The sequence below is a fragment of the Kitasatospora sp. NPDC051914 genome (assembly GCF_040680995.1).
Classification (GTDB): domain Bacteria; phylum Actinomycetota; class Actinomycetes; order Streptomycetales; family Streptomycetaceae; genus Kitasatospora.
This window is the reverse complement of sequence record NZ_JBFAXX010000004.1, coordinates 107,669-123,403: the sequence shown is the minus strand read 5'-3', so window position 1 is coordinate 123,403 and position 15,735 is coordinate 107,669. Positions and strand designations below refer to the sequence as shown.

The following is a 15,735-nucleotide window of genomic DNA, read 5'->3' as shown; positions in this document are numbered from 1 at the left end:
ACTCCGGGGTGAGCCCCCGGGGCGGTCGGCGCTGCCCGCGGACGGGACCACGCGACCGACCTCTTCTGTGGGAGAACACCCATGTCCAACCCCTCCGCCCTGCCCGTCGGCCGGGGCCTGCTCTACATCACCTTCTCCGCGACCGCCTGGGGCACCGCCGGCGCCGCGGCCGCCCTGCTGTACGACGGCAGCGGCCTCGGCCCGCTGGCGCTGACCTTCTGGCGGTCGCTCGGCGGGGTCGTCCTGCTGCTGGCCGTTTGGGCCTGCACCGGCCTCGGCAACCGGAGCGACCGTGGCCCGCGGCCCGCCGGGGCCGCGCTGCCGTGGCGTCGCCGGGCGGTGCGGATCGCCGTCAACGGCCTCGGGCTGACCGTCTTCCAGGCCGCCTACTTCGTGGCCGTCCAGCAGACCGGGCTGGCCGTGGCCACCGTGGTGACGCTGGGCTCGGCTCCGGTGCTGATCGCGATCGGCGCCCGGCTCGCCATGGGCGAGCGGCTCGGCGGCGCGGGCGCGGTGGCGGTCGGCGGCGCACTGGCCGGCCTCGCGGTGCTGGTGCTCGGGGACGGCGGCAGCGGCGAGGTCCGGCCCGCCGGGGTGCTCTGGGCGCTGGTGTCGGCCTCCGGGTACGGCTGCATCACGCTGTACACCCGGTGGCTGGGCCGGGCCGGCGAACGGCAGAGCGCGTCGTCGACCACCCTCTGGTCGTTCGCGGTGTGCACGGTGTGCCTGCTGCCGTTCGCGCTCGCCGAAGGCGTGCTGCCGCAGGCCGAGGGCCTCGGCCGGACGGCGCTGCTGCTGGTCTACCTGGCCTCGGTGCCGACGGCGCTCGCCTACGGCCTGTACTTCGCGGGTGCCGCGGTCGTCCGGGCCACCACCGCCTCGGTGATCGCGCTGATCGAGCCGGTGAGCGCCACCGTGATCGCGGTGCTGCTGCTGGGCGAGCACCTGACCCCCGCGGCGGCCGCCGGGACGGCGGTGCTGCTGGCCTCCGTCACCGGCCTCGCCGTCGCCGAGACCCGCCCGGCAGCCCGCCCCCGCCCTGCCTGACCCGACCTGACCCGACCGGATAAGGGTGCACCCCCGAGGGCGCTCGGGTGGTCGATTCAGGGGCGCGTGGGGGCACCTCCCGGCCGAAGGCTGGGGGAGAACTGCGCAATCCGAGTGTGGGCGTCACGACGGCATGGGCCGAGCCATGACCTGTACGGTGGCCCGCATCCGAATTGCACGGTTCCCCCCGCCTCTCGGGTACACCCCGCGGTTCAGGTGCGTTCGAGGGCGAGCAGGCGGTAGCGGGGTTGGGGGCGGGGGCGGTGCTGGTCGGGGAGGGCGGCGAGGTCCCGGCAGAGGTCGGCGGTGCGGTGCGGGCCGGCCGCGGCGGCCCAGGGGATGCGGCCGGCTTCGATCACCCGTCGCCAGTCGGCGGGGCTGCGGCCCTGGCCGGTGCCGTCGAAGGCGGTTTCGGCGGCGGGCCGGAGCCCGTACCGGGCGCCGAGCTCCAGGACCCTGCGCCGGCCGTCGGCGGGAGAACGGCCGTGGGCCTCCCGCAGGGGTGCGGTGACCCGGGCGACGTCGCTGTCGGCGCCGAAGGCGGCCCGGTTCTTGTCGACCGTGGTGATCAGGACGCCGCCCGGGCGCAGCGCACGGGCGGCGTCGGCGATCACCGGTTCGGCGTCGTCCAGCAGGTGGAGCAGCCAGACCAGCACGACGGCGTCGACCCGGCCGGTGCCGACCGGCAGCCGGGCGGCGTCGCCGAGCACCACGCCGCCGGGCATCCGTCCGGCGGCGACGGCGGCCATTCCGCGGGAGCGGTCGACGCCGAGGACGGCCCGGCCGGGGCGGCGGAGCCGGGCGGTGACGATGCCGGTGCCGCAGGCCACGTCGAGCACGGTCGCGGCGCCGGCCGGCAGCAGCCGCTCGACGGCCTCCGCGGCGGCGGCCGCCCGTTCCTCCCCGCCGCGGGTGGCGTCGTACGTCGCGGCCTCGCCGTCGTAGTCGAGCACCGCTACCGCAGGGCGGGGTGGTCGGCGACGACGGTGCAGCTGCCGGGGGCGATCTCGGTGAAGCCGGCGTCCCGGACGAGCGGCAGGCCGCTCGCGGTGAGGCCGGCCCAGGCGTCCGGGTCGGCGGTGCGGACGGCCAGGGCGAAGCCGGCTTCGGCCCACTCCTTGCGCCGGGTGTCGTCCAGGCGCCACCAGGCGAGCTGGGCGGCGTGGCCGGTCTGGGCCATGGTCTTGCCGGCGCTCATCTCCAGGTCGGGGTTGAGCCAGAGCACGGGCAGGCCCTCGGCGGGTGCGGCCGGCGCCTCGGGGTCGTCCAGGTCGGTGCCGGAGACCTGGAGCTTGGCGAGCTCCTTCGGCCAGCCGTCCAGCGGGACCGGCGGGAAGACGCGGACCTCGGCCGCGGCGCCGGTGACGGTGATGCCCGGCAGTTCGCCGGCCTTGCGCCACTCCCCGCCGCGGGCCCGCCGGACGACCTTGCGGATGCGGGCGTCCTCCCAGGCCGTGACGCGCTCGGCCCATTCGCCGTCGCCGTCGGTGACCCGCGGGTCGGCGAGCAGGGTCAGCACCGCCCGGGCGGAGGTCTCCAGGGCGTCGGTGCGGGCGGGCGGGTCGGCCCGCTCGATCCGGACGACCAGGGGCAGTACGTACTGCTCCTTGCTGTCGCGGTCGACGGGCTCGTCGGGGCTGCTCGGGGCGTCGAAGGGTGAACTCACCCCACCAGCATGCCAGCAGCCCCCGGGCCGTCAGCGCCGGTATCCGCGCTGGGGATCGCGCTCCTCGGCGTCCTCGTAGCCGAGGAACCAGCCCTCGGGGTGGGTGGCGGCGAGCAGCTGGTCCGTCCGGTCGGCGGTCTCCAGGTCCGGGTCGCCCTCGTCGGGGCCGTAGACGCCGAAGAGCTCGTCGGCGCAGCCGTCCCAGTCGTAGTCGTACAGGTCTGCGGGGAGGTCGCCCATCATGTCGGCGACCGATTCGGGCTGGGCGCCGAGCAGGCTGCGGGCGTCGGCGAGGGCCATCCGCAGGGCGACCTCCTCGGCGAGGCAGCGGGGCAGCGGCCACTCGCCGAGGGAGAGGTCCTCGGCGAGGTCGTCGAAGGTGCGGGCGAAGGCGCGCCGCCAGGTGCGGTGCATGGGCCAGGTGCGGCGGGGCAGCCGGGCGTAGACCGTCCAGTCGGGTTCGTCGCCCTCGGTGACGGGCTCGTCCTCGTGCTCGTCGAGGTCGTCGTAGGCGGCGTCGGCGAGGCCGACGAGCTGGGTGTGCAGGAGACAGGCGGTGCGGGGGGTGAGCGTCCAGTCGCCGCCCTCGCCGTCCTCGCCGTCGAGCGGGAAGAGCTCGGCGAAGTCGGGGGCGAAGTCGTCGGTGACGCTGATCTCCAGGGTGCCGCCGAGCGCCTCGATGCCGGGGACGGCCGCCACCAGCCGGTCGGGGTGGAGCAGCACGCCGAGGGCGGCGTTCGGGTCGTCGGCGACCTCGCGGAGCAGCTCGGTGCGCTGCCCGGCCGGGTCGGCCCCGTCGAAGTCCAGTTCGTCGACGGCGGCCAGCGCGGCGGCACGCAGCGCCGGCCAGTCGGTGATGCGGATGCCGAGCACCACTGTCGCCTCGATCTCCTGCGCGCTGGAGTCCTCCGCCGCGCCCGGCCCCTGCGGATGATCGCTTCGCTCGCCCATGCGCCTACAGTACGGCCAGGGCGGCCCGGGAATCACCGGTGTCCGCCACCTTCTTCGGCACGGCCCGAAGCGCGCGCCGGGGTGCCGGGGCGGCGGCGGAGCCGGTGAATCCGCCGGACGTGGCCGGCGGCCGTGGCGGGGGCCTGTCGGAGGACGTCCGGTCGGTGCACCGGCGAGCCGGAGCGGGCGCCCGGGCCCGGGTGCCCGAGGGTGGGGGCATGGGAAACATCGACGAGTACGGCGGCGGGCAGCGCCCGGACGCCGAGGTCCTGGTGGTGACCACCAACGACGTACCCGGGCACCGGGTGGAGCGGGTCATCGGGGAGGTGTTCGGGCTGACGGTGCGCAGCCGGCACATCGGTTCGCAGATCGGCGCCGGGTTGAAGTCGCTGGTCGGCGGTGAGCTGAAGGGCCTGACCAAGACCCTGGTGGAGAGCCGCAACCAGGCGATGGGCCGGCTGATCGAGCAGACGAAGGCGCGCGGCGGCAACGCGGTGTTGATGATGCGCTTCGACGTGTCGGAGGCTGCCGACGTGGGCACGGAGATCTGCGCGTACGGGACGGCGGCGGTGGTCGCTCCGCTCGCCTGACGCCTCGCTCCGGGCATCCCGCAGGGAACACGGGCCGCGCGTGCAATGTTCCACTGGCATGACCGTTGAAGCCGAAACGACCTGGGGCCACGAGCTGCCGCGCGAGGTGGACGTGGTGGTGATCGGCGCCGGGCAGGCCGGGCTGTCCGCCGCCCACCACCTGCGCCGCCGCGGATTCGAGCCGTACCGGGGCTTCGTGGTGCTGGACGCGGACGAGACCCCGGGCGGCGCCTGGGCGCACCGCTCCCCCTCGCTGCGGATGGCCACCGTGCACGGCTTCCACGACCTGCCGGACTCGCAGCTCCCGGCGCCCGACCCGGACGCCCCGGCCCGCGAGGTGGTGCCGGTCTGGTTCGCCGCGTACGAGGCGGAGCACGCCCTGCCGGTGGTGCGGCCCGTCCGGGTGCGGGCGGTGCGGTCGCTGCCGGACGGCCGGCTGCGGGTGGGAACCGACCGCGGCGACTGGACGGCGCGGGCCCTGGTCAACGCCACCGGCACCTGGACGCGGCCGTTCCTGCCGCACTACCCGGGGCACTTCGCCGGCCGGCAGTTGCACTACGCGGACTACCGCGGGCCCGAGGAGTTCGCCGGGCAGAAGGTCCTGGTGGTCGGCGGCGGCGCCTCGGCGATCCAGGTGCTCTCGGAGCTCGGCCCGGTCGCGGAGACGGTGTGGGCGACCCGGCGTCCCCCGGTCCACCGGGACGGCCCGTTCACCCCGGAGGCCGGGCGGGCGGCGGTGGCGCTGGTGGAGCAGCGGGTCCGCGAGGGCCTGCCGGTGCGCAGCGTGGTGAGCGTGACCGGGCTCGGCCCGTCGGTGGCGTACCGGCGGGCCGAGGAGCTGGGCGTGCTGAACCGCCGCCCGATGTTCGACCGGCTGACCGAGCACGGCGCGGTCTGGGACGGCACCGAGGAGCACCTGGACGCGATCGTCTGGGCCACCGGCTTCCGGCCCGAGATCACCCACCTGGCACCGCTGGGCCTGCGCGGCCCCGGCGGCGGCATCCGGTTGGAGGGCACCCGGGCAGCCGCCGACCCCCGCATCCACCTGGTCGGCTACGGCCCCTCCGCCAGCACCGTCGGCGCCAACCGGGCCGGCCGCACGGCGGTCAACGACATCGTCCGGCTGCTGGGCACACCCCGACCGGTGCCTGTGCCGGCCTGAAGCCACTCGGGTGACCGCTCGGGGGCGGTGGCCCGGTCTCAGGCGTCGAAGTCGATGGTGACCTTGTCGGTGACCGGGCGGGCCTGGCAGGTCAGGACGTAGCCGGCCGCGACCTCCTTCTCCTCCAGGGCGAAGTTGCGCCGCATCTCCACCTCGCCCTCGCAGACGAGCGCGCGGCAGGTGCCGCAGACGCCGCCCTTGCAGGCGAACGGCAGGTCGGGGCGGGAGCGCTGGGCGCCGTCCAGCACCGAGCGGTCGCGGGGCAGCGCGAGCACGCTGGAGCGGCCGTCGAGGACGACGGTGACCTCGCTGAGGTCGCCGGAGACGGGGGCCTCCTCGCCGCGCTCGTACTCGGGCTCGTCCTCGGCGTGGAACAGCTCCTGGTGGACGCGGTCGGCGGGCACGCCCAGCTCGCCGAGCAGGTGCTTGGTGCCGACGACCATGCCGTACGGGCCGCAGAGCCACCAGTGGTCGACGGTGGGCACGTCGACGAGGGCGCCGAGCAGGGCCTTCGTCCGCTCCGGGTCGAGCCGGCCGCTGAGCAGTTCGGCGTCGCGGGACTCCCGCGAGAGCACGTGGACCAGCTGGAACCGGTCGAGGTGGGTGTCCTTCAGGTCGGCGAGTTCGTCGGAGAACATCACCGTGTCGCTGCGGCGGTTGCCGTACAGCAGGGTGACCCGGGAGCCGGGGTGGGCGGCGAGCACCGAGCCGGCGATGGACAGCATCGGGGTGATGCCGGAGCCCGCGGCGACCAGCACGTGCTCGGCGGCCTCGCCGAGTTCGGGGGTGAACAGCCCGGTCGGCGGCATCACCTCGACGGCCTCGCCGACCCGCGCCTCACGCACCAGCCAGCGGGAGAACAGGCCGCCGGGCACCTCGCGCACCGCGATCCGCAGCGACCCGCCGACCGGCGAGCAGAGCGAGTACGAGCGGCGCTCGTCGGCGCCGTCCACGATCCGGCGCAGGGTGAGCGTCTGGCCGGGCCGGAAGGCGAACTCCCCGGCGAGGCCGTCCGGCACCTCGAAGGTGACCGCGACGGCGTCCTCGCAGAGCGGTTCCAGCGCTGCGATGCGCAGCTCGTGGAAGGTCGGGCGGCGGACGGCCATCTAGATCTCCTTGATCCGGTCGAACGGCTCGCGGCAGCTGCGGCAGCGCCAGAGCGCCTTGCAGGCGGTGGAGCCGAAGCGGGAGAGCTCCTCGGTGTCGGCGGAGCCGCACTGCGGGCAGTGCACGGCACGCCGGGTCGGGCCGAGCTGCAGCAGGCCGCCGGCGGCCGGGGGTGCGATGCCCGCCTCGGCGAGCTTGCGGCGCCCCTCGGCGCTGATCAGGTCGGTGGACCACGGCGGGTCGAGCCGCAGCCGCACCCGGACGTCGGCGTAGCCGGCCTCCCGCAGCCGGGCGTCGACGTCGGCGGCCATCTCGGCGACCGCCGGGCAGCCCGAGTAGGTCGGGGTCAGCCAGGCGGTGACGGTGTCGCCCTGCTCCTCGACCCCGGCGAGCACGCCCAGGTCGGCGAGGGTGAGCATCGGCAGTTCCGGGTCGGTGACGGCGGCGGCCGCCTCCCAGGCACGGGTGGTCGTGGACGTCATCACCAGGTCGCCCCCGGGTGGGCGCGGGCGACGACCTGCAGCTCGGCGAGGAGCAGGCCGAGGGCCTCGGTGTGGACGCCGTCGCGCCCGGCCCGCCCGCCGACGTACGCCAGCGGAGCGGCGTCCGGAACGGTCAGGGTCGCCTCCGCGATGTCGTCGGTGAGCAGCGCCAGCACGGGCCCGCGCAGGGCGGCCGGGTCGGTGCCGAGCCGCAGCTCGACCGGGTGCGGGGTGAACAGTTCGTCGAGCAGCGGCCAGACGGCGTCGAGGCCGGCCTGCATCCGCTCGTGCGAGTACGGGGTGCCGTCGCCCAGGCGCAGCAGCCACTCCTGCGCCCACTCGCGGTGGTAGGCGAGCTCCTTGACGCCGGCCGCGGCGACCGCGGAGAGCACCGGGTCGGCGTGCTCGACGAGCCGCCGGTACAGCGCCTGTCGGGCGGTGGCGAAGACCAGGATCCGGGCGACGGTGTGCGCGAAGTCGCCGTTGGGCACCTCGACCAGCCGCACGTTGCGGAACTCGTGGTCCTCGCGCCGGTACGCGAGGTCGTCCTCGGTGCGGCCGGAGCCGTCCGCCTGGCCGGCCCGGGTGAGCAGCCGGCGGGCCTGGCCGAGCAGATCGAGGCCGAGGTTGGCGAGGGCGACCTCCTCCTCCAGCTCCGGCGCCCGGGTGCACCACTCGATGAGCCGCTGGGCGAGCACGAGGGCGTCGTCGCCGAGCATCTGGCAGTAGGCGGCGAGGTCGGCGCCGTCCACACCGGCCGGCAGGGCGGTGTCGACACCCAGCAGCGGGTCGGCGAAGCCGGTGCCGTACGCCCAGCGGGCCTCGCCCTCGGGCTCGGGCCCGGCCTCGCTGAGCGTCAGGTAGACGTGGTCGTCGGTCATGTCGGCATCCCCTGGTCGGACGGGCACTGGCTCAGATGTGCGGGACATCCTCGGGGATGTCGTAGAAGGTCGGGTGGCGGTAGACCTTGTCCCCGCTGGGGGCGAAGAACGGGTCCTGCTCGTCCGGGGTGGACGCGGTGATCGCCGCGGAGGGCACCACCCAGAGGCTGACGCCCTCGTTGCGGCGGGTGTAGAGGTCGCGGGCGGCGAGCAGCGCCATCCGGTCGTCGGCCGCGTGCAGCGAGCCCACGTGGACGTGGTTCAGGCCGCGCCGCGGGCGGACGAACACCTCGTAGAGCGGCCAGCCGGCCCGGTTCGCGTTCACTGTGCGCTCCGCTTCTTCTCCGCGTACGCCAGGGCCGCCTCGCGGACCCAGGCGCCGTCCTCGTGGGCGGCCCGGCGGCGCTCGACGCGCTGCGTGTTGCACGGGCCCTGCCCGGTGATCACCTTCTTGAGCTCCGACCAGTCGGGCTCGCCGAAGTCCCAGCTGCCCCGGTCCTCGTTCCAGCTCAGCGCCGGGTCCGGGAGGGTGACGCCGAGGTGCTCGGCCTGCGGCACGGTCATGTCGACGAAGCGCTGGCGCAGGTCGTCGTTGGAGTGCCGCTTGATCCGCCAGGCCATCGACCGGGCGCTGTTCGGCGAGTCGTCGTCCGGCGGGCCGAACATCATCAGCGACGGCCACCACCAGCGGTCCACCGCGTCCTGCACCATCCGGCGCTGGGCGTCGGTGCCGGCCATCATCGTCATCAGCAGCTCGTAGCCCTGCCGCTGGTGGAAGGACTCCTCCTTGCAGATCCGCACCATCGCCCGGGCGTACGGGCCGTAGGAGCAGCGGCACAGCGGCACCTGGTTGCAGATCGCCGCGCCGTCCACCAGCCAGCCGATCACGCCGACGTCGGCGAAGGTCAGCGTCGGGTAGTTGAAGATCGAGGAGTACTTCTGCCGACCGCTGATCAGCTTCTCGGTGAGCTCCGCCCGGTCGACGCCGAGGGTCTCCGCCGCCGCGTACAGGTACAGGCCGTGCCCGGCCTCGTCCTGCGCCTTGGCCAGCAGGATCGCCTTGCGGCGCAGCGAGGGGGCCCTGGTGAGCCAGTTGCCCTCCGGCTGCATGCCGATGATCTCCGAATGCGCGTGCTGCGCGATCTGGCGGACCAGGGTCGCCCGGTAGGCGTCCGGCATCCAGTCCCGCGGCTCGATCCGCTGCTCGGCGGCCACCACCGCGTCGAAGCGCCCTTCCAGGGTCGCCTCGCTCAGCTCTGTTGCCGTCACTCAACCCACCTCCCGACTGACCGTTCGGTCGGTCCCATTCTGTACGCCGACCCACCGCCCTGACAAGGCACAGCCAAGGTGACGAGAGGGACACGGGAGAAACCGCGCCACAAGGGGGATCCGGGGGGCGGCGAGGGAGGAGCAGGAAGTGCGGGTCCCGGCGGCGGGCGCGGGGTTCCGGGCCCCGGGTGGCCGGTCCGGGCGGGGTGGCCGCCCGGACCGGTCTCGGGCCCGGGTCAGGCGCGGTCGCGCAGGCGGGGCAGCGGTACGGCGAGGAGCGCCGCCAGCAGGGCGATCCGCGGGGCGAACTGGTCGACCAGCACGTGCTCGTGGCGGGCGTGCGGACCGCGGCCGACGGCGCCGAGGCCGTCGAGGGTGGGCAGGCCGCGGGCGCCGGCCAGGTTGGTGTCGCCGGCCCCGCCCGCGGGGGCGCCGTCGAGCTGTTGCCCGAGTGCGGCGGCGAGCGAACGGACGTGCCGCAGCAACGGGTTGGCCGACCGCTCCGGCCAGGCCGGACGGCTGGAGAGCACCTCCGCGCAGACCTTGGCACCGGGCCGCAGGGCGGTGAGGTGGGTGAGGGTGTCGAGGGCGCGGCGCTGCGCCTCGGCGGTGGAGAAGCGCAGGCCGAGTTCGGCCTCCGCGCGGCCGGCGACCACGTTGGCACGGGTGCCGCCGGTGATCCGGCCGGTGTTGAGCTCGGTACCGGGCTGCCGGCCGAGGCTGCGGACGGCCACCAGCTGGTCGACCAGCTCGTCCACCGCGGAGACGCCCTCGGTGGCGTTGTTGCCGGCGTGCGCCTCCCGCCCGGTGACGCTGAGCAGGACGCGGGTGGAGCCGCGCCTGGCGGTCTTGAGCCGGCCGTCGGGGTGCGGCGGTTCCAGGCCCAGGACGGCTGCGGCGCCGGGGAGTTGGCGTTCGACGACGCGTCGGCCGTCCGGGCTGCCGACCTCCTCGTCGGCGACCACCACGAGCCGGACCGACCGGTGCGGGCGCTGGCCGAGGTCGGCGAGGAGGGCCATGGCGCCCTCCAGCAGGGCGAGTCCGGCCTTCATGTCGAGGACGCCGGGGCCGCTGAGCCGCCCGTCGCGCTCCTCGACCGGCCAGTCGGCGAGGGTGCCGACGGGCCAGACGGTGTCGTGGTGCCCGACGACGAGCAGGTGCGGCAGGGACTCGTCCCGGCCGGGCCATTCGAGTACCAGGTGGTCGCCGGCCGGGCCGCTCTCGCGGCGGGATCCGGCCCCGGTGGCGCGGAAGCCGGCCGACAGTTCCTCGGCGAGGGCGTCGAGTCTGGGTGCGTCGCCGGTGGGCGACTCCATGGCGGCGAGGGCGGCGCAGCGGCGGCGTACGGCGCCGGCGAGGGTGCGGGCCCGGGTGGTGAGCGCCTGCGGGAGGCCCGGCAGGGCGGGCAGTCCGGGGGCGGCGGCGGTGCCGCTCGGCGGGGTGCCCGGGGAGGGGGCGGGGTCGGCCGCCGGGTCGGCGGGGCCGGAGGGGGCGGGCCCGGTCACGGGCGCGGGGCGGGCCGCGGTATTCGCTGGTTCGCCGTCGGCGGCGCGGTCGGCCGCGGGTTGTCCGGCCGCGGCTCCGGCCGGTGCGCTTCCCGGCTCGGCCGGGAGGACGGTATGCGGGCTCACCTCGCACCTCCACAACCCGTGGCGGTCCGGGCGGCCGGCCGGGGTTGTGGCGGTTGTTGCGGACTGCGGGCTGCTGCCGGGTCGGGCATCCGGCTGGGTGACGGCCGATGGTGCAACCTCGGACTGGGTGACACGTCGTCCTCCTCGCTCGCTCCGGCGGCCCCGGTCGTCCGGGGCCGGTGGACGGCGCCCCCGGTGCGCGGTGCGGCCGGGCACCGGCCGCCGGGGAGGCCCGGACGTGAGCCTAGAAGACCGGTTCGTCTCCGTGCGAGGTGGCCCGGCGGTCCGCGCCCCGCAGGCGAACGGGTTCGCGCGTCCCGCCTCCCACGATGGACCTGCGGCGACGCTTCGGCAGGACGAACCGCCTGCGGACGGGCGATCCACGTCCGACGGGTGACGGCCGATCAGCCTTTGGTATCGGTCACACCTCTGTTCCCCGTCCCGCGCGCATCGGATGACAAATATTGAAATCTGTCATCCGAAATGCCATAGTCGAATCACGGAGCCTTCCGTCCACAGACACCAGGGAGACCGCCATGCCCGCCACCCCCGCACGCACCACCCTCGGCGCCACCGGGCCGGAGACCTCCGCCCTCGGCCTCGGCCTGATGGGCATGTCCGACCTGTACGGGCCCGCCGACGAGGCCGAGTCGATCGCCACCGTCCGCGCGGCCCTCGACGCCGGCGTCACCCTGCTCGACACCGGCGACTTCTACGGCATGGGCCACAACGAGCTCCTGCTGCACGACGCCCTGCGCGGCCGCGACCGCGGATCCGTGCAGATCAGCGTGAAGTTCGGCGCCCAGCGCGGCCCCGACGGCAGCTGGCTCGGCTACGACGCGAGCCCGGCCGCCACCAAGACCGCACTCGTCTACTCGCTGCGCCGGCTGCGCACCGACCACATCGACGTCTACCGCCCCGCCCGCCTCGACCCGGACGTCCCGATCGAGGAGACCGTCGGCGCCATCGCCGAGCTGGTGAAGGCCGGGTACGTCCGGCACATAGGCCTCTCCGAGGTCGGTGCCGACACCCTGCGCCGGGCCGCCGCCGTGCACCCGATCAGCGACCTGCAGATCGAGTACTCACTGATCTCCCGCTCGCTGGAGGCCGACGTCCTGCCCACCGCCCGCGAGCTGGGCATCGGCATCACCGCGTACGGCGTGCTCTCGCGCGGCCTGCTCAGCGGCCACTGGAGCGCCGAACGGGAGATCGGCACCACGGACTTCCGCGGCTTCAGCCCGCGCTTCCAGGGCGACAACCTGACCCGCAACCTGGCCCTGGTCGAGGCGCTGCGCTCGGTCGCGGAGGCGAAGGGCGCCACCGTCGCGCAGACCGCCATCGCCTGGGTCGCCTCGCGCGGCGCGGACATCGTGCCGCTGGTCGGCGCCCGCCGCCGCGACCGCCTCGCCGAGGCGCTCGGCTCGCTGGAGATCACCCTCACCGCGGAGGACCTCGCCGCCGTCGAGGCCGCCGTGCCCGAGGGTTCGGCGGCCGGCGACAGGTACGCTGCGGCACAGATGGCGCTCCTCGACAGCGAGCGCTGAGCAGCCGCCGCCGAACGACCCGAAGGACGTCTCCCCGTGGCCACGGACAACGCACTCACCGCCGAGCAGATCCTGAGCGCGGCGGAGGACGTCCTGCGGCGGTTCGGCCCGGCGAAGGCCACCGTGGTCGACATCGCCCGTGCCCTCGGCGTCAGCCACGGCAGCGTGTACCGGCACTTCCCCAGCAAGGCGGCGCTGCGCGAGGCCGTCACCCAGCGCTGGCTGGACCGCGCGCACGACGAACTCGCCGCGATCGCCGCCGAACCGGGCCCGGCGGCCGAGCGGCTGCACCGCTGGCTGGCCACGCTGTTCGCCGCCAAGCGGCAGAAGGCGCTGGAGGACCCGGAGATGTTCGCCACCTACATGACGCTGGTCGGCGAGGTCAGCACCACCGTGGAGGCGCACATCGAGACCCTGGTCGCCCAGATCCGGGCGATCGTCGAGGACGGCGTCCGCCGGGGCGAGTTCCGCGACACCCCGGCCGGGCCGGTGGCCCGCTCGGTCTTCCTGGCCACCGCGCACTTCCACGACCCCGCCCACGCCGCCGAGTGGTCCCGCCCGACGGCAGAGGCCGACTTCGAGGCGCTCTGGTCGCTGCTCCTGGAGGGCCTGCGCGGCCGCTGACGGCGCCCGGCACCGCGTACCGCGGCCCGCCGCCCGCGGAAATCCGCTCGCCCGCCCGGCCCTCCGGCCGCGAGAATGCCGATCACGGTCATTCTCACCCGGAGGGCAACATGCGCGCACCGGCCCCCGCCCTGGACAGCCTGCAGGGCCTCGCCCTCGGCGACGCCTTCGGCGACCGCTGGTTCTCCCCGCGCGTCGACGAGGCCGCCGCCGAGCAGGCCGCCCGCATCCCCCGCCCCGGGCCGTGGAAGTGGACGGACGACACCGCCATGGCCCTGGTCCTCCTCCGGCACCTCGGCCGCCACGGCGGGGTCCACCAGGACGGGCTCGCCCGCGAGTTCGCCGCCGCCTACACCGCCGCGCCGCACCGCAAGTACGGGCCGTCGATGCACCAGGTGATGCGGGCCGTCCAGGCGGGCGCCGACTGGCGGTCCGTCACCACCGCGATGTTCGGCGGCCAGGGCTCGCACGGGAACGGCGCCGCGATGCGGGTCGCCCCGCTCGGCGCCTGGTTCGCGGCGGACCTCGCCGCCGTCGCCGAGCAGGCCGGGCTCTCGGCGCGGACCACCCACAGCCACCCGGAGGCGGAGGCCGGCGCGGTCGCGGTGGCGATCGCCGCCGCCCTCGCCGCCCGCAGCCGGGGCTCGGCCGCACCCGGCCGGGCCGAGTTCCTCCAGGAGGTCGCCGGGCACCTGCCGGAGAGCGACGTCCGGTCCGGCCTGCGCACGGCCGCCCGCTTCCCGGCCGGCACCACCGTCCGGCACGCGGCCGTCGTACTCGGCTCCGGCGCCGGGCTCTCCGCCCAGGACACCGTGCCGTTCGCCCTCTGGTCGGCCGCCGGCGCGCTCGACTCCCTCCCCGACGCCATCTGGGAGACCCTCGGCGGCTGGGGCGACATGGACACCACCTGCGCCATTGCCGCCGGCGTGGTCGCCGCCCGCACCGGCCTCGCCGACGTCCCCGCCACCTGGCTGGAGGCCCGCGAGGACCTCCCGGCCTGGGCAGCGCCGCAGCCCTGACGGCGGGTCGGCGGTCATGGCACCTGCCGGGCTGTGCCGGCGGGGCCAGGGCTTGTCTGCTGGCGGGCCCGAAGCGTCCGACCCATCGTGTCCGGCGGGCAGGTGATAGAGACCGGCGCCCAGAAAGGGGATAATCGGGCCATGGACTTCGCTTCGCCGATGGAGAGCCGACGGACGCAGCTGGCCGCCCGCCTTCCGGACGCGCTGGACGATCTGACCGGACCGGTAGCCGGTGAGGTCGAGCTGCCGCTGCACCTGGCCTGGTCCGGGTTGCGGCGGTTCGATCTGGGGCGGCCACGGCTGCGGATGGGCATGTACCGGATCGTGATCACGGAGGGCATGCAGGAGGACCTCGTCCGGTTCCTCAACGCCCAGGTGCTGGTCGAGCTGTGGCCGGTGCTGCGCACCCTGGTGGGTCCGGCGGTCCGGCAGGTCTGGGAGGCTTCCTTCCCCGACCTGGCAGTTGCCGCCGCACGATCCTCCGCCGCGTGAGGCTCACGCCACTGCACCGCCGACTGCTGACGGATGTCTTCGCGGTCGGCGCCCCGTATGCGCTGGTGCTCACGGGCGGGTACGCGGTGCAGGCGCACGGACTGGCGGACCGGCTCAGCCAAGATCTGGACGTGGCCACCGAGCACCCTGCCGACATGATTGAGATCGCCACCGCGCTGTCCGAGGGGCTCGTGGCACGCGGCTGGTTGGTGCGTGCGGTCGAAGTGGTCCCGCTGTCCGCCCGGTTGGTGGTGACGGACCCCTCGACCGGAGAGGCCTGCGAGGTCGACGTCCTCAAGGAAGTCCTGTGGCGGCCCGCCGTCCAGCTCGAACCAGGCCCGGTCCTGGCCATTGAGGACGTCGTCGGGACCAAGGTCCGGGCGCTTGCCGATCGCGGCTACGCCCGCGACCTCATCGACGTCCGGGCTGCAGCCCACCGGTTCGAACGCGACCAACTGGAGGCATTCGGCCGGCGGCACGCGCGCGACCACTTCGACCTCACCGAACTGCACTTCCGGTTGTCCGGCGCCGATTGGATCGACGACGAGGAGTTCTTGGCCTACGGCCTGGACGAGAACGACATCGCTGAGCTTCGGGAATGGGCGAAGGCGTGGGCCGACGACCTGGACCGCCGGCTGTCCGCACCGGACGACGACTCCGCCGACTGAGCCCGGCGTTCCTGTCCGGCCCCTTCCTGCCAGGGTGTCGGCGGCGGTGCATAGCCTGCCGGCATGGCAGACGACGACCGCATCCTCCCCGCCGCCCTCGCCGAGGTGGCCGGTATCGGCTTCGACTTCGACGAGGGCGAGGGGGTGGACTTCGAGCCCTACGACGCCTTCCTGGGTGCCGACGAAACCACGGACTGGTTGCGCGCCTGGACGGGCAACCCCGAGGTGGACGGGGACGCCTTCCGGGTCTTCGGGCAGGACGGCACCGGCGGCTACGGTGCGGTCTGGCTGGCGCACCCGGGCCGGCCGCTGGCCGAGCAGCCGGTGGTGTTCCTCGGTTCGGAGGGCGAGACCGGGGTGGTCGCCTGCGACCTGGCCTCGTACCTGTGGCTGCTCGCGAACGGCTCCGGCCCGCGCGAGGCGGTCGAGTACCCGGGGCTGGAGGCCCGCCCGAACGCGGAGTTGGCCGCCGTCGCGGAGCGCTGGGCGCCGGGCGCCCGCCGTCCGGCCGCCGAGGTGGTCGCGGAGGCCGCCCGGCGGCACCCGGACTTCGAGGAGACGGTCTTCGAGCTCTGCCGCTGAGCGGCTCCCGACGAACGGAA

At 75.1% G+C, this 15,735-nt stretch carries 18 protein-coding genes; 9 read left to right on the top strand and 9 right to left on the bottom strand.

Features of this window, described 5'->3' with window-relative positions; translation table 11 throughout:
• Window positions 1-81 precede the first annotated feature (81 nt).
• The gene (locus AB0M03_RS04820) at window positions 82-1,047 is read left to right on the top strand and encodes an EamA family transporter (protein ID WP_363488433.1); all 966 of its coding nucleotides are present in this window, start codon (window positions 82-84) and stop codon (window positions 1,045-1,047) included.
• Between the two features lie 212 nt (window positions 1,048-1,259).
• Here the strand turns inward: AB0M03_RS04820 and AB0M03_RS04815 are convergent, their stop codons facing one another.
• Genes AB0M03_RS04815 through AB0M03_RS04805 form a run of 3 tightly spaced genes read right to left on the bottom strand, consistent with a single transcriptional unit; the run spans window position 1,260 to window position 3,664 of the window.
• Complete coding sequence (locus tag AB0M03_RS04815; protein ID WP_363488431.1) at window positions 1,260-2,000, bottom strand: methyltransferase domain-containing protein; 741 nt, start codon at window positions 1,998-2,000, stop codon at window positions 1,260-1,262.
• A 2-nt stretch (window positions 2,001-2,002) separates the two neighbouring features.
• Complete coding sequence (locus tag AB0M03_RS04810; RefSeq protein ID WP_363488429.1) at window positions 2,003-2,713, bottom strand: aminoacyl-tRNA hydrolase; 711 nt, start codon at window positions 2,711-2,713, stop codon at window positions 2,003-2,005.
• A gap of 30 nt (window positions 2,714-2,743) precedes the next feature.
• A complete protein-coding gene (locus AB0M03_RS04805) occupies window positions 2,744-3,664 on the bottom strand; it encodes a hypothetical protein (RefSeq protein ID WP_363488427.1) in 921 nt (306 codons plus the stop codon).
• 218 nt (window positions 3,665-3,882) lie between these two features.
• On the opposite strand from AB0M03_RS04805, the gene AB0M03_RS04800 reads away from it, so the two are divergent.
• Together AB0M03_RS04800 and AB0M03_RS04795 are read left to right on the top strand one after the other, a co-directional pair.
• Window positions 3,883-4,254 carry a YbjQ family protein gene (locus tag AB0M03_RS04800; RefSeq protein ID WP_363488425.1) on the top strand — a complete coding sequence of 124 codons (372 nt, stop codon included), beginning with the start codon at window positions 3,883-3,885 and terminating at the stop codon, window positions 4,252-4,254.
• Window positions 4,255-4,312: 58 nt separating this feature from the next.
• The gene (locus AB0M03_RS04795) at window positions 4,313-5,416 is read left to right on the top strand and encodes an FAD-dependent oxidoreductase (protein ID WP_363488423.1); all 1,104 of its coding nucleotides are present in this window, start codon (window positions 4,313-4,315) and stop codon (window positions 5,414-5,416) included.
• 38 nt (window positions 5,417-5,454) lie between these two features.
• Here AB0M03_RS04795 and paaE read toward each other — a convergent pair whose 3' ends face one another.
• The 6 genes from paaE to AB0M03_RS04765 form a co-directional block, all read right to left on the bottom strand.
• Window positions 5,455-6,522, bottom strand: a complete 1,068-nt coding sequence (gene paaE / locus AB0M03_RS04790) for a 1,2-phenylacetyl-CoA epoxidase subunit PaaE (protein ID WP_363488421.1) — start codon at window positions 6,520-6,522, stop codon at window positions 5,455-5,457.
• On the bottom strand, window positions 6,523-7,005 hold the full coding sequence (paaD, locus tag AB0M03_RS04785) for a 1,2-phenylacetyl-CoA epoxidase subunit PaaD (RefSeq protein WP_363488418.1): 483 nt from the start codon (window positions 7,003-7,005) through the stop codon (window positions 6,523-6,525).
• The gene (gene paaC, locus AB0M03_RS04780) at window positions 7,005-7,886 is read right to left on the bottom strand and encodes a 1,2-phenylacetyl-CoA epoxidase subunit PaaC (RefSeq protein ID WP_363488416.1); all 882 of its coding nucleotides are present in this window, start codon (window positions 7,884-7,886) and stop codon (window positions 7,005-7,007) included. The genes paaD and paaC overlap by 1 nt, the downstream gene beginning before the upstream one ends.
• A gap of 31 nt (window positions 7,887-7,917) precedes the next feature.
• Window positions 7,918-8,211: a 1,2-phenylacetyl-CoA epoxidase subunit PaaB gene (paaB, locus tag AB0M03_RS04775; RefSeq protein WP_030265759.1), complete on the bottom strand. Its 294-nt coding sequence runs from the start codon at window positions 8,209-8,211 to the stop codon at window positions 7,918-7,920.
• Window positions 8,208-9,155, bottom strand: coding sequence for a 1,2-phenylacetyl-CoA epoxidase subunit PaaA (paaA, locus tag AB0M03_RS04770; protein ID WP_363488414.1), 948 nt, complete (start codon window positions 9,153-9,155; stop codon window positions 8,208-8,210). Before paaA ends, paaB begins: the two co-directional genes overlap by 4 nt.
• 236 nt (window positions 9,156-9,391) lie before the next feature.
• Window positions 9,392-10,786 carry a M20 family metallopeptidase gene (locus AB0M03_RS04765; RefSeq protein ID WP_363488412.1) on the bottom strand — a complete coding sequence of 465 codons (1,395 nt, stop codon included), beginning with the start codon at window positions 10,784-10,786 and terminating at the stop codon, window positions 9,392-9,394.
• A 536-nt stretch (window positions 10,787-11,322) separates the two neighbouring features.
• Between AB0M03_RS04765 and AB0M03_RS04760 the strand changes: the two genes are divergently transcribed.
• The 6 genes from AB0M03_RS04760 to AB0M03_RS04735 all read left to right on the top strand — a co-directional run bounded on the left by AB0M03_RS04760 (window position 11,323) and on the right by AB0M03_RS04735 (window position 15,715).
• Entirely contained in the window at window positions 11,323-12,330 is a 1,008-nt protein-coding gene (locus AB0M03_RS04760; RefSeq protein WP_363488410.1) for an aldo/keto reductase, read from the top strand.
• 36 nt (window positions 12,331-12,366) lie between these two features.
• Entirely contained in the window at window positions 12,367-12,954 is a 588-nt protein-coding gene (locus tag AB0M03_RS04755; RefSeq protein ID WP_363488408.1) for a TetR family transcriptional regulator, read from the top strand.
• A gap of 110 nt (window positions 12,955-13,064) precedes the next feature.
• Window positions 13,065-13,973 (top strand): ADP-ribosylglycohydrolase family protein, encoded by a 909-nt coding sequence (locus AB0M03_RS04750; protein ID WP_363488406.1) that lies wholly within the window; start codon window positions 13,065-13,067, stop codon window positions 13,971-13,973.
• 141 nt (window positions 13,974-14,114) lie between these two features.
• The gene (locus tag AB0M03_RS04745) at window positions 14,115-14,465 is read left to right on the top strand and encodes a transcriptional regulator (protein WP_363488403.1); all 351 of its coding nucleotides are present in this window, start codon (window positions 14,115-14,117) and stop codon (window positions 14,463-14,465) included.
• Window positions 14,462-15,133, top strand: a complete 672-nt coding sequence (locus AB0M03_RS04740; RefSeq protein WP_363488401.1) for a nucleotidyl transferase AbiEii/AbiGii toxin family protein — start codon at window positions 14,462-14,464, stop codon at window positions 15,131-15,133. The genes AB0M03_RS04745 and AB0M03_RS04740 overlap by 4 nt, the downstream gene beginning before the upstream one ends.
• 63 nt (window positions 15,134-15,196) lie before the next feature.
• Entirely contained in the window at window positions 15,197-15,715 is a 519-nt protein-coding gene (locus tag AB0M03_RS04735; RefSeq protein ID WP_363488398.1) for an SMI1/KNR4 family protein, read from the top strand.
• Window positions 15,716-15,735 lie beyond the last annotated feature (20 nt).

Excerpts from the sequence above, each read along its gene's own strand:
- paaD (WP_363488418.1), bottom strand. The coding sequence starts at position 7,005 with ATGACGTCCACGACCACCCGTGCCTGGGAGGCGGCCGCCGCCGTCACC.
- paaC (WP_363488416.1), bottom strand. The coding sequence starts at position 7,886 with ATGACCGACGACCACGTCTACCTGACGCTCAGCGAGGCCGGGCCCGAG.
- AB0M03_RS04735 (WP_363488398.1), top strand. The coding sequence starts at position 15,197 with ATGGCAGACGACGACCGCATCCTCCCCGCCGCCCTCGCCGAGGTGGCC.
- AB0M03_RS04800 (WP_363488425.1), top strand. The coding sequence starts at position 3,883 with ATGGGAAACATCGACGAGTACGGCGGCGGGCAGCGCCCGGACGCCGAG.
- AB0M03_RS04795 (WP_363488423.1), top strand. The coding sequence starts at position 4,313 with ATGACCGTTGAAGCCGAAACGACCTGGGGCCACGAGCTGCCGCGCGAG.
- AB0M03_RS04750 (WP_363488406.1), top strand. The coding sequence starts at position 13,065 with ATGCGCGCACCGGCCCCCGCCCTGGACAGCCTGCAGGGCCTCGCCCTC.
- AB0M03_RS04820 (WP_363488433.1), top strand. The coding sequence starts at position 82 with ATGTCCAACCCCTCCGCCCTGCCCGTCGGCCGGGGCCTGCTCTACATC.
- AB0M03_RS04760 (WP_363488410.1), top strand. The coding sequence starts at position 11,323 with ATGCCCGCCACCCCCGCACGCACCACCCTCGGCGCCACCGGGCCGGAG.
- AB0M03_RS04805 (WP_363488427.1), bottom strand. The coding sequence starts at position 3,664 with ATGGGCGAGCGAAGCGATCATCCGCAGGGGCCGGGCGCGGCGGAGGAC.
- paaE (WP_363488421.1), bottom strand. The coding sequence starts at position 6,522 with ATGGCCGTCCGCCGCCCGACCTTCCACGAGCTGCGCATCGCAGCGCTG.
- AB0M03_RS04745 (WP_363488403.1), top strand. The coding sequence starts at position 14,115 with ATGGACTTCGCTTCGCCGATGGAGAGCCGACGGACGCAGCTGGCCGCC.